The organism is Pseudomonas sp. C2B4 (assembly GCF_013359695.1).
GTDB lineage: Bacteria > Pseudomonadota > Gammaproteobacteria > Pseudomonadales > Pseudomonadaceae > Aquipseudomonas.
The window spans coordinates 101,723-113,025 of the sequence record NZ_JABFMU010000014.1 but is presented as its reverse complement, the minus strand read 5'-3'; the positions used below and the strand labels follow the sequence as shown (position 1 = coordinate 113,025).

The 11,303-nt window shown below is 57.4% G+C and carries 12 protein-coding genes; 8 read left to right on the top strand and 4 right to left on the bottom strand.

Annotated elements, in window-relative coordinates:
• Positions 1-329: 329 nt before the first annotated feature.
• The 4 genes from HNQ83_RS12425 (at position 330) to HNQ83_RS12410 (ending at position 5,516) form a co-directional block, all read left to right on the top strand.
• Positions 330-1,934, top strand: coding sequence for a response regulator (locus HNQ83_RS12425; RefSeq protein ID WP_175389222.1), 1,605 nt, complete (start codon positions 330-332; stop codon positions 1,932-1,934).
• Positions 1,931-2,623, top strand: a complete 693-nt coding sequence (locus HNQ83_RS12420) for a sensor histidine kinase KdpD (protein WP_175389221.1) — start codon at positions 1,931-1,933, stop codon at positions 2,621-2,623. Before HNQ83_RS12425 ends, HNQ83_RS12420 begins: the two co-directional genes overlap by 4 nt.
• A gap of 216 nt (positions 2,624-2,839) precedes the next feature.
• A complete protein-coding gene (locus tag HNQ83_RS12415) occupies positions 2,840-4,081 on the top strand; it encodes a glutamine synthetase family protein (protein WP_175389224.1) in 1,242 nt (413 codons plus the stop codon).
• Between the two features lie 70 nt (positions 4,082-4,151).
• On the top strand, positions 4,152-5,516 hold the full coding sequence (locus HNQ83_RS12410; RefSeq protein WP_175389220.1) for an MFS transporter: 1,365 nt from the start codon (positions 4,152-4,154) through the stop codon (positions 5,514-5,516).
• 64 nt (positions 5,517-5,580) lie between these two features.
• Here the strand turns inward: HNQ83_RS12410 and HNQ83_RS12405 are convergent, their stop codons facing one another.
• The 4 genes from HNQ83_RS12405 to flgA all read right to left on the bottom strand — a co-directional run bounded on the left by HNQ83_RS12405 (position 5,581) and on the right by flgA (position 8,203).
• The gene (locus HNQ83_RS12405) at positions 5,581-6,327 is read right to left on the bottom strand and encodes a flagellar brake protein (protein WP_175389219.1); all 747 of its coding nucleotides are present in this window, start codon (positions 6,325-6,327) and stop codon (positions 5,581-5,583) included.
• A gap of 92 nt (positions 6,328-6,419) precedes the next feature.
• Entirely contained in the window at positions 6,420-6,887 is a 468-nt protein-coding gene (locus HNQ83_RS12400; protein WP_175389218.1) for a flagella synthesis protein FlgN, read from the bottom strand.
• A 48-nt stretch (positions 6,888-6,935) separates the two neighbouring features.
• Positions 6,936-7,262, bottom strand: a complete 327-nt coding sequence (gene flgM, locus HNQ83_RS12395; RefSeq protein WP_175389217.1) for a flagellar biosynthesis anti-sigma factor FlgM — start codon at positions 7,260-7,262, stop codon at positions 6,936-6,938.
• 179 nt (positions 7,263-7,441) lie between these two features.
• Positions 7,442-8,203 carry a flagellar basal body P-ring formation chaperone FlgA gene (flgA, locus tag HNQ83_RS12390; protein ID WP_175389216.1) on the bottom strand — a complete coding sequence of 254 codons (762 nt, stop codon included), beginning with the start codon at positions 8,201-8,203 and terminating at the stop codon, positions 7,442-7,444.
• A gap of 83 nt (positions 8,204-8,286) precedes the next feature.
• Between flgA and HNQ83_RS12385 the strand changes: the two genes are divergently transcribed.
• From HNQ83_RS12385 to flgC, 4 genes are all read left to right on the top strand, one after another.
• Entirely contained in the window at positions 8,287-9,219 is a 933-nt protein-coding gene (locus HNQ83_RS12385) for a chemotaxis protein CheV (RefSeq protein WP_015096472.1), read from the top strand.
• A gap of 46 nt (positions 9,220-9,265) precedes the next feature.
• Entirely contained in the window at positions 9,266-10,093 is an 828-nt protein-coding gene (gene cheR, locus HNQ83_RS12380) for a protein-glutamate O-methyltransferase CheR (protein ID WP_175389215.1), read from the top strand.
• A gap of 352 nt (positions 10,094-10,445) precedes the next feature.
• A complete protein-coding gene (flgB, locus tag HNQ83_RS12375) occupies positions 10,446-10,853 on the top strand; it encodes a flagellar basal body rod protein FlgB (RefSeq protein ID WP_150772853.1) in 408 nt (135 codons plus the stop codon).
• A gap of 3 nt (positions 10,854-10,856) precedes the next feature.
• Complete coding sequence (gene flgC / locus HNQ83_RS12370) at positions 10,857-11,300, top strand: flagellar basal body rod protein FlgC (RefSeq protein ID WP_007937507.1); 444 nt, start codon at positions 10,857-10,859, stop codon at positions 11,298-11,300.
• Positions 11,301-11,303: the final 3 nt, after the last annotated feature.

Genomic DNA, 11,303 nt, shown 5'->3' with positions numbered 1-11,303 from the left:
TTCCGAAACCCCAATTGCGAAAGCAGTTGGGGTTTTGTTTTGCCCGCAGGAAAGTGGCGTGTCGAAAGCTCGGTTTCTCCCCCTATGTCCAAGGCTCTATCGCAAGGCAAATAACACGATTACGCATCTCTTGCTTCAAGAGAACGCCACCACTGGCCGATAACCATACAGTCACAAGGTCTTCATTTCTCGCAGTCTCTGCTCAAGAGAAATCGCTTGATAGCATATGGCTACTAGCTATCATCTGCGCGCGTGAAGGGGCAGTGAAGCTGATCTTGTCCATTTAGTTGCCTTTCGGTACTTCTTCTTAAATTGCCTGGAAATCTTCGATGCTGTCGTATCACCAAAAGAGTTTTCTGATCGTCGATGATTTTTCGGATTTCCGCAGTTCCGTGAGGTCCATGTTGCGGGAGTTGGGTGTCAAGGATGTGGATACGGCCGACACCGGCGAGCAGGCACTGAAAATGTGTTCGCAGAAGTCCTACGATTTCATCCTGCAGGATTTCCATTTGGGCGATGGCAAGAAGAACGGTCAGCAGGTGCTCGAAGACCTGATGATTGAGAAGCTGATCAGCCATGAAAGTGTATTCGTCATGGTCACCGCCGAAACCAGCCAGGCTATGGTGCTCAGTGCGTTGGAGCACGAACCCGACGCTTATCTGACCAAACCCTTCAACCGTTCCGGGCTGGCCCAGCGCCTTGAGCGCCTGGAGCAGCGCAAGACCTTGCTCAAGCCCATTCTGCAGGCCCTCGACCGTGGAAAACCGGTTGAAGTGCTCAATGCCTGCATTGCGCTGTGCAAGCAAGATATTCGTTATTCGCCCTTGTGCCTGCGCTACCGCGCGGATGCGCTGCGCGACCTTAATCAGAATGAAGCGCTGGAGCGTCTTTACGACAGCATCATTGCTGATCGACCTCTGCCTTGGGCATTTGCCGGGCTAGGCAAGTTATTGTTCAAGCGTGGCCAGGTTGCGCAGGCCAAGGGCGTCTATGAGAAGGCGCTGAAAGTTTTCCCCATGATGCCGGCGCTCTACGATGGCATGGCGGATGTATTGGTCGCCGAAGGGGATACCAGGGCTGCCCAGAAAGTATTGGAAGAGGCGATTCGTCTGTCACCGTTGGCAGTACGTCGTCAGGCGCAGTTGGGCAAGTTGGCGATGACTAACGAAGATTTTGACACTGCTTCCAAAGCCTATCGTCAGGCGGTTAACCAGGGCGCTCAATCGCGTTTCAAGGACGCTGAAAGTAACCTTGGGCTAGCCCATGCCTTGATCAGCAAAGGTAGCGAAAAAGGCCTTGATACCCGGACCCGACTGGAAATCAATACAACGCTTAGTGCGGTGGCCAAGGAGAATCCGTCTGACCCCGGACTGCAAATCCGCGCACGGTTGATGAAGGCCACCAGTCTGTTGCTCAACGATGCCGAGACCGCTGAAAAGCTCACCGAGCAGGCGTTGATGCGTCTCGACGGCATGGAGCAGTTTATGAGTGCCGAGGCGGCGCTATTGGTGGCCAAGCAGTTGCAAATGCTGGGTCAGGCGGAAGCCGGCACCTCAATGCTGAAAAACTGTGCGGAAATTTACGGTGACGATCCGGCCGTCATGAAGGACATCGCCAAGCTCACGGATGACCCAACCATCCTCAACTCCGGTAACGCCGCCGCCGATCTCAACCGGCAAGGCGTTCGCGTGTACAAGACCGGCAACCTGGTCGAAGCCCGCGACGTGTTCCGCAAAGCCTTGGCACTGCAGCCGAAGAACATCAGCATTGCGTTGAACATGGCACAGGCACTGCTGCATGGCACGGATACCAGTGTGCCGTCGGCCGAACTTGAGGAGTGTCGAACCTGCCTGAAAATGGTCGGTTTGATGCCTGATACCGATGCGCGTTATCCGCGTTATCAGAAGCTGAAAAGCAAGGCGTTTGGCGAATGAACGACAATCAGCAGAGCCTGGATTTCTCTACGGTGATCGCATCCACCGTGCATGATATGAAGAACTCGTTAGCCATGCTGATGCAGGCCCACAGTCAATGGTTGGCAAACCTTCCCGACCCGACACGGCAGACGCCGGAGCAGGGCGTGATCGAGTTCGAGTTTGCGCATCTCAACGGCATGCTCGTGCAGTTGCTGGGCCTGTATAAGCTCGGTGTCAATCAGATGCCGCTGCAACCGGCTTATCACGAGCTCGATGACTTCATCGAAGCGCAGCTGGCTTGTCATCAGGATGTCTTTGCCAGTCGCGGTATTGCCGCGACCTTCGAAGTCGATCCCTTGAGCCCTTTGGGTTTCTTCGATCGAGAGCTGATCGCTTCGGTTCTTGCGAATAGCATCAACAATGCCATCCGTTACGCCCGTCATGCGGTGTTGATCAGCGTCAGCGACGAGGCTGGGCAAGTGGTGTTGACCATCAATGACGATGGCGAAGGTTACCCTGCCGAAATGATCGAGCGTCAGGCGGACTATGTGCAAGGCATCAACCACAGCAGTGGCAGCACTGGGCTGGGGTTGTATTTTGCCGGTCGGATAGCGGCGTTGCATCAGCGCAATGGCATTGGCGGGCGTACCGAAATCAGCAATGGTGGCCCATTGGGCGGTGGCGTCTTCCGCCTCTATTTGCCCTGATGTTATTGCTTGGACTTGAAGCTTTTTGTTTGACGCTGCTTGATATTCCGAACACGCGGAGCCTATTTTGTACAGGTCGCCGTTCGCGGCTCGCACAATAACAAGGATTGCGTCATGACAAGCGATGGCCTGAGTTCATTCGCGGAGCGTTTGACGGGCATTGATGAGATTGAATGTGTCACGCCGGATTTGAATGGCGTGCCACGGGGTAAAGTGATGACCGCCGAGGGTTTCCTCGAGGGACGGCGTTTGCAGATGGCGCGGGGTGTGCTGCTGCAATGCATCATGGGCGGATATCCGCCAGCGCGTTTTTACGGCAGTGATGACGGCGACCTCGCACTGGTTCCAGACCCGGAGCAAATCCATCGCTTGCCCTGGAGCAAGCCACCACGTGCATTCGCCATTTGCGACGCAGATGAGTTGAGCGGTGTGAGCTCCAATCTGTCGACCCGCGGCCAACTCAAGGCGGTTATCAAGCGCTACAAGGCTCTCGGCCTGGCACCGGTCGTGGCGACGGAGCTGGAGTTCTTTGTCTTCGCGCCCAACACCGACCCGACGCAACCCTTCCAGCCGCCGCTTGGCCTGGACGGTCGTCGCGAAGACGGCCATTCGGCGTTCAGCGTCAGTTCCAATAACGGCCTGCGGCCGTTTTTCAGCGAAGTCTATGAATGCATGGCGGCCTTGGGCCTGCCTCGCGATACCTTCATGCATGAGATGGGCGTCAGCCAGTTCGAGATCAACCTGTTGCACGGCGATCCGTTGTTGCTGGCCGACCAGACTTTTCTGTTCAAGCATTTACTGAAAGAAGTCGCACTCAAGCAGGGCCTCACGGTGGTCTGCATGGCCAAGCCGTTGGCACATACACCTGGCAGCTCGATGCATATTCACCAGAGCATCGTCGACACCGGAACGGGACGTAACGTGTTCAGTGATGAGACCGGCCAGCCCACGGCGGCTTTCCGCCATTTCATCGGTGGTCAGCAGGCCTGCATGGCGGATTTCACCGCACTGTTTGCGCCGAACGTAAATTCGTATCAGCGCTTGTGCCATCCCTACGCATCACCGAATAATGCCTGCTGGTCCCATGACAACCGGGCAGCGGGTTTGCGCATTCCAGCCAGTTCGCCGGTTGCTCGTCGGGTCGAGAACCGCTTGCCAGGCGCTGACGCCAATCCATACCTGGCGATTGCCGCCAGCCTGGCCGCGGGGTTGTATGGCATTGAAAACAAGCTGGATCCGAGCGAACCGATTCAGGGTGAATTTCAGGTACCGGATAATCTTTCACTACCCTGTACCTTGCACGCTGCCCTTGAGCGTCTGAAGCGTAGCCAATTGGCGAAGGAACTGTTCAGCAACGAGTTCATCGAAGGTTACATTGCTTCGAAGACCATGGAGTTGACCAGCTTCCATGATGAAATTACTCCCTGGGAACGGCGTGTTCTAGCCGCCCAGGCCTGACGCATCATCCATCTCGGGCTATCGTTTCGGTAGTCCGATTTCTCACCGCAAGGAGCCGCTCGGAACGCCGATGCGCCAAATCTGGAAACCCTTTCGAGCGCTGTATTTCGCCTCGCTGATGATGTTGATCGGCTCCGGCTTGCTGAGTACCTACCTGGGCTTGCGTCTGGCGGCCGATCACGTCGACAGTCTGTGGGTCGGTGCGTTGATGGCTGCCAACTATTTCGGCCTGGTGCTGGGCGGCAAGATTGGTCACCGGTTGATTGCCCGCGTCGGGCACATTCGCGCTTATTCGGCCTGTGCCGGGATCGTCGGTGCGGCGGTGCTTGGTCACGGTTTGGTGGACTGGCTGCCGGCCTGGATATTTCTGCGGGTTATCGTCGGTCTGGGCATGATGTGCCAATACATGGTCATCGAGAGCTGGCTTAACGAGCAGGCCGAAGCTTCGCAGCGCGGCACGGTTTTCAGTGGGTACATGATCGCGTCGTACCTGGGCCTGGTGTTGGGGCAGCTGATTCTGGTCATGCATCCGGGGCTGGGCCTGGAGCTGTTGATGCTGGTGGCCCTGTGCTTTGCCTTGTGTCTGGTGCCAGTGGCCCTGACGCGACGGATTCACCCGGCGCCGCTGCATCCGGCGCCGATGGAGCCGCGATTCTTCATCAATCGCGTGCCGCAGTCCCTGAGCACTGTGCTGGGGGCGGGGCTGATCATTGGCTCGTTCTACGGTCTGGCACCGCTGTATGCCTCGCAACAAGGGTTGTCTACGGAGCAGGTCGGTCTGTTCATGGGTAGCTGCATTTTCGCCGGGCTGGTGGTGCAGTGGCCGTTGGGCTGGTTGTCCGACCGCTATGATCGGGCCCTGTTGATCCGCTGTTTTGCCTTGGTTCTGGCGCTTGCTGCATTGCCACTGGCGATCCTGAAGCAGGTGCCGCTAGAGGTGCTGTTTATCGCCGGTTTCCTCTGTTCGCTGGTGAAGTTCTGCTTGTACCCGCTGGCGGTCGCGTTCTCCAATGACCATGTCGAGGCGGATCGTCGGGTGTCGCTGACGGCGATGCTGTTGGTCACCTATGGCGTCGGTGCCAGTGTCGGGCCGTTGGCGGCGGGGGTGCTGATGAAGTTGTTCGGCAGCCAGATGCTGTATGCCTTCTTCAGTTTCTTTGCGTTGGTGCTTGTGTGGCGAATTCGTCCGAAAGCGGTCACCAATCTGCATCAGGTCGACGATGCGCCGCTGCATCACGTGGCCATGCCGGACAGCATGTCGAGTTCGCCGCTGGTCGCTTGCCTTGATCCGCGGGTCGACGAGCAAGTGGTTCAGGATCAGATGCAGAACCCGGTACCTTCTGAACCGGCTCCCGAGCCGGAGGCGCAATCCGATACGCCTCCTGAGGACCCGGATTCGGGTAGGGAGCAAGGTTTCACCGAGGCCAGGCCATAACCCCAGGCATAAAAAAACGGGCAGTCACCGCAAGGGACTGCCCGTTTTTTGTTGTGACGTTGTATCAGAGGTCGTCTTTGTCGAAGCGCCGTGCTTCGCGTTGCAGCTGATAGACGAACCGCTCGACCTGCCGTTGCACCAGTCCGCTCATGTTATGGAAGCGTACACCGGCGAAGGTGGTGGAGATTTTTTCTTCGAAGTGCAGGTAGCGCAGTTCTACCGGCGCCGTCATCTTGCCGAAGGGCAGGGCGGCCATGAAGCGCTCATACACCTGACCCAATTGCAGGCTGCCGGTGATGTCGCCGGAAAAGCGCAACTTGCAACCGGTGGCCGAGATATCCAGCAGTTTTCCGCTGAGCGATGCCTTGAGCTTATCGCCATCCAGCTCGACGTCGACCAACTGTGCCAGCTTCAGCGCGGCACGAAATGCGTTGCGGCGTTGGTGGTAGACGACTTCGTCGGGCAACTTGCCACGGTAGCAGCGAGTTCCGCCGGACTCATCGATGGTCAGCGGGCCGTTGCTTTCCCAGGCGATGCGAACGCCTTCGTGGAAGCCTTCAACCTTGAACGGTTCGCCAGCCAGCAGGAAGCGTTCGCCGTCTCGGGGAATCATTTCGTCCAGGGCAATCATGTTGCTATCGCGGTCAATGTCCACCAGATAACTCTGGAAGCGCTGGCTGCGCTCGTGGAACGTGATGATCAGCGGGTCATGGCTTTCTTGCAGTTGGCGAAGGTTGCCGGAGATTTCCAGGGGCGTGCTGAGCACCTTGGGTGGCTGCGGAGCATCGTCCGCATTTAAGGCATTGGACACGGTTAATCAATCTCCAGACAAATTTTGACTACGGCTAGCCAGCATTTTGCCAGCATGTTTCGAGTCTTGATAGAGCGGGCTCATCGACGGGCTCAAGCCTGACTGAGCGGGCGCGGTTTCACAAGCTTGGAAAATGTTCCGCTGGCGTCATAGAGTGCTGGAGGTTCACCGCCGGTAAGGATTTTCAGCTGGGTGGCCGTAGCGGCCTGCTGCACCCGAATCGACTGGCCGTTGTTGGCATTGGCGGCCTGACATTGGGCCAGAAGATCGGTCAGTACATCGCTTTGCGCCAGCAGCGCTTCGCCCACGCCCGACTGGCTGGCCAGTTGCTCCAGGCCGCTGCGGTTGGTTGGCAGGTTGAGGCTGGCGAGGAGTTCGCTGCGCTTGCGGCCATGCTGTTCAAGCAAAATGATCAATGCCTGCTTCTGCGCCAGAATGTCTTCCAGCAGGTACATGTCGCGACCATGCAAGGCGAGGGATTCGGTACGCAATAACTCCAGCAGTTGTTGCGCTGGAGCAAAATCGTCAGTGATCAGTTGCAGTAAATTAGTGTCGTGCATGGCTGGCCTTGGGTTTTAAGCGTCCAAAAGCCTGGCGCGGGCCGTAGCCTAGCGCTGGGCTTCGAAGTTGAGCAGTTTGCTGGCTACACGGTTGCTGTCGACTTTATAGCTGCCATCGGCAATCGCTGCTTTCAACTCGGCCACTCGGGCTTTGTCGACGACAGGCTGATCGCGCAGCGTATCAGTGACCTTCTGCAACTGTTGAGCCTCATTGCTGAGATGTACCGATTCCCCGACTGTAGCGGTACCGACCTGTTCGGCCGGGGTATTCAGCGGCGCGGATTTGCCGGCATCGGCGGTTTCCTTGGCAACGCTGGTACGTGTACTGCCCGTAAGTGACGAGGAGCTGTTCAAACGGCTGAAATCGATGACCATGATAAAAAACCTCTGGGAATTTGGACGCTTGCCATGTTTTCGGCCATTCCCTAAAAAACTTTAGGCCCATTTATCAATGAACTCGCGCGCGTCAGCGCTTGCCCTGCATGGGGCACAGTTTAGGGAACAGCCATGGTCGGCGCCACATTTTCACGTACAGAGATCTCTGCATTTTCCCCTTACATGGAAACTTCCACCTGTCCCGGCGCGGTGACTTGCGCCTTGATGACCCGCTGGGAGTTGAGGTTTTTCACCCGGATCTGTTCGCTCATGCCGCCATTGGACAGCGCTTCGCCGGGCATACGCACGCTGAGCGTACCGCTGCGAGCCGTAATCACCACTTGATCGCCCTTGCGGATGACTTCCGCCTGTTCGAGGTGTACCAGCGTGATGACCTGATCGGCGACCATTGGTCGGGTAAGTCGTTGCCCGATGGCCTGATCCAGAGAGGTCAGATAGCCCTGGTTGATCGCACTGATATCGCGTTCGCGCAAGATCACGTCTTGAGGCTCGACAATGCCCTCGCGCCGCAGCGGCCGCGAGGTCGTCACGACGTCTCGAAACAGGCGGACTTGAGCGGGTACGAAGACGGTCCAGGGGGAGCTGCCTTCACAACGAACCTTGACCGTGACCCGGCCCAGCGGCTTGGCCGGGCTCTCCAGCGAGGCTGTCAATTCCTTGTCGCACATCGGCATGCGCATGCGCGGGTCAAGCTGGTTGACCTGGATTTCGTAGCGACCTTCCGTTTGACTGGTGGCCAGATAGTCCTCTACGGTGAATTCAAGAAAGCCCTGAGTGACGCCGATAAGCATGTCAGGCAAGGTAACGGTGTCAGCAAACGCAGAGCTGCCAGCGTTGAAAAAGCAAACGGCCGCCATGACACCCAGCCATTTACGGCAGCGTGTGGTCGGACGTCGAAAAAATGTCGGTTCTGTGTTCATGAGAACGTAAATAGCAAGCGCCGTGCCGTTTAGAGATGAATGTGCGTCGCAACAACACTTAGCGTTGGTGTAGGAGTCTGGGCATGGCTGGTGTAATGGATTCGGTGAACCAGCGCACGCAACTGGTGGGGCAGAATCGCCTTGAGCTGTTGTTGTTCCGTCTAGACGGCCAGCAGCTGTATGGGATCAACGTATTCAAGGTGCGTGAGGTGCTGCAATGCCCTCAACTGACGCTGATGCCCAAGTCCAGTCCCGTCGTGTGCGGTGTGGCAAATATTCGGGGAGCAACCATTCCGATCCTGGATCTGGCAATGGCAACCGGCTCCGGTGCGTTGAAGGACAAGAACAACCCCTTCGTGATCATCACGGAGTACAACACCAAGACCCAGGGATTCCTGGTGCGCTCGGTGGAACGCATCGTCAACATGAACTGGGAGGAGATTCATCCGCCACCCAAGGGCACCGGTCGCGATCACTACCTGACAGCCGTGACGCGGGTCGACAATCAGTTGGTCGAAATCATCGACGTCGAGAAGGTGCTGGCGGAAGTGGCGCCGACACCGGAAGCGATTTCCGTGGGCGTGGTGGACGTTGAAACCCAGCACAAGGCGCTTTCGCTGCGTGTGCTGACGGTCGATGACTCGTCGGTGGCGCGCAAGCAGGTCACGCGTTGCCTGCAAACGGTCGGCGTCGAAGTGGTGGCGTTGAACGACGGTCGGCAAGCGCTGGATTACCTTCGCAAGCTGGTCGACGAGGGCAAGAAACCGGAAGAAGAGTTCCTGATGATGATCTCGGACATCGAGATGCCGGAGATGGACGGATACACTTTGACGGCTGAAATTCGCAACGACCCTCGCATGCAGAAGCTTCATATCATTCTGCATACTTCGTTGTCGGGCGTGTTCAATCAGGCGATGGTCAAGAAAGTCGGCGCCGATGACTTCCTGGCCAAATTCCGCCCTGATGACCTGGCGTCCCGGGTAGTCGACCGAATCAAAGCAGCAGACATCAGCTAGGGGCGTTTGGCCCCTGGTTTTCAACACGATTTAAGAGGCGGCAGCATTGTCTACGGGTAATTTGGATTTCGAACAGTTCCGGGTGTTCCTGGAAAAAGCCTGTGGCATTTTGCTCGGTGAAAACAAGCAATACCTGGTCTCCAGCCGTCTCAACAAGCTGATGGAGCAACAAGGCATCAAGTCCCTGGGTGAGTTGGTCCAACGCATCCAGACCCAGCCGCGCAGCGGGTTGCGCGAGATGGTGGTGGACGCGATGACGACCAACGAAACCCTGTGGTTTCGTGACACCTATCCGTTTGAAGTCTTGAAGAACAAGGTGCTGCCTGAATCGATCAAGGCCAGTCCCGGCCAGCGTCTGCGGATCTGGTCGGCGGCGTGCTCGTCGGGTCAGGAACCTTACTCGCTGTCGATGTCCATCGACGAGTTCGAGCGAGCCAATGCCGGGCAATTGAGGATGGGGGTGCAGATTGTGGCCACCGATCTCTCCGGCACCATGCTGACCAATTGCAAGACCGGCGAGTACGACAGCCTGGCCATCGGTCGCGGCCTGTCGCCGGAACGCCTGCAACGTTATTTCGACCCGAAAGGGCCGGGGCGGTGGGCCGTCAAGGCGCCGATCAAGAGCCGGGTGGAGTTCCGTTCCTTCAACCTGCTGGACAGCTACGCGAGCCTCGGCAAGTTCGACATCGTGTTCTGCCGCAACGTCCTGATCTACTTCTCTGCCGAAGTGAAGAAGGACATTCTGTTGCGCATTCACAGTACGTTGAAACCGGGGGGGTATCTGTTCCTCGGTGCTTCCGAAGCACTGAACGGATTACCGGATCATTACCAGATGGTTCAGTGCAGCCCGGGGATCATTTACCAGGCTAAATGACGGGTTGGCGTCATCGAAGAACGGGAGCCCTCAAGGGCTCCCGTTTTTTTATGCCTGGTGAATTCCTCCCCTGTAGGAGCGATCCTGCTCGCGAAAGCGGCATACCCATCGACATCAATGTTGGCTGACACAACGCATTCGCGAGCAGGCTCGCTCCCACAGGGCGGACGGTGTTCTGTCGGACGCGTAAAGCGGCAGAAAAGCGGCATCTGGCGGAAACCGGTTGCCGCTTTTCTGGCATTGCCGCGTTGCCACTCCCCGCAAAGCCCCGGATTACGGGCTTTCTTTTATTTGGCATGACGCTTGCTATGTTCATCGCACGAAAATTCAGGTCACCCGAAGGTTTCCCGACATGAGCATCAGCTTCGATAACGCGCTCGGCATTCACGAAAAGGCGCTGGGCTTCCGCGCCCAGCGTGCCGAAGTCCTGGCCAACAACATTGCCAACGCCGATACCCCGAACTACAAGGCGCGGGATCTGGAATTCTCGAAAGTGCTCGAGGCCCAGAGCGATAAAGCCAAAAACGGCACGTTCGCCTTGAACATGACCAACAGCCGTCATATCGAAGCCGAAGGCCTGGGCAATGGCGACGAGTCGCTGATGTACCGCACGCCGATGCAACCTTCGATCGACCAGAACACCGTGGACGCCCAGCTGGAACAGTCGAACTACGCGGAAAACGCGGTCAACTTCCAGGCCAGCTTCACCCTGCTCAACAGCAAATTCAAAGGGCTGGTATCGGCCCTTCGCGGAGAGTGAGTCATGTCTCTATCCAGTGTTTTCAACATTGCCGGTAGCGGCATGAGTGCCCAGACCACTCGCTTGAACACCGTCGCTTCGAACATTGCCAACGCCGAGACGGTCTCGTCGAGCATCGACCAGACCTACCGTGCGCGTCACCCGGTATTCGCCACCATGTTCCAGGGCGGCCAGAGTGGCGGCAGCGATTCGCTGTTCCAGAACCAGGACGCGGCCGGTCAAGGCGTTCAGGTGCTGGGCGTGGTCGAAGACCAGAGCAACCTTGAGGCGCGCTACGAGCCGAACCATCCGGCGGCCGATGCCAAGGGCTACGTCTACTACCCGAACGTCAATGTGGTGGAAGAAATGGCCGACATGATTTCCGCGAGCCGTTCGTTCCAGACCAACGCCGAAATGATGAACACCGCCAAAACCATGATGCAGAAAGTCCTGACCCTCGGTCAGTGATAA

Bases quoted from the DNA above. Each gene is read 5' to 3' on its own strand.
- HNQ83_RS12425 (WP_175389222.1), top strand. From the start codon at position 330: ATGCTGTCGTATCACCAAAAGAGTTTTCTGATCGTCGATGATTTTTCG.
- HNQ83_RS12420 (WP_175389221.1), top strand. From the start codon at position 1,931: ATGAACGACAATCAGCAGAGCCTGGATTTCTCTACGGTGATCGCATCC.
- HNQ83_RS12415 (WP_175389224.1), top strand. From the start codon at position 2,840: ATGACCGCCGAGGGTTTCCTCGAGGGACGGCGTTTGCAGATGGCGCGG.
- HNQ83_RS12410 (WP_175389220.1), top strand. From the start codon at position 4,152: ATGCGCCAAATCTGGAAACCCTTTCGAGCGCTGTATTTCGCCTCGCTG.
- HNQ83_RS12400 (WP_175389218.1), bottom strand. From the start codon at position 6,887: ATGCACGACACTAATTTACTGCAACTGATCACTGACGATTTTGCTCCA.
- flgM (WP_175389217.1), bottom strand. From the start codon at position 7,262: ATGGTCATCGATTTCAGCCGTTTGAACAGCTCCTCGTCACTTACGGGC.
- flgA (WP_175389216.1), bottom strand. From the start codon at position 8,203: ATGAACACAGAACCGACATTTTTTCGACGTCCGACCACACGCTGCCGT.
- HNQ83_RS12385 (WP_015096472.1), top strand. From the start codon at position 8,287: ATGGCTGGTGTAATGGATTCGGTGAACCAGCGCACGCAACTGGTGGGG.
- flgB (WP_150772853.1), top strand. From the start codon at position 10,446: ATGAGCATCAGCTTCGATAACGCGCTCGGCATTCACGAAAAGGCGCTG.
- flgC (WP_007937507.1), top strand. From the start codon at position 10,857: ATGTCTCTATCCAGTGTTTTCAACATTGCCGGTAGCGGCATGAGTGCC.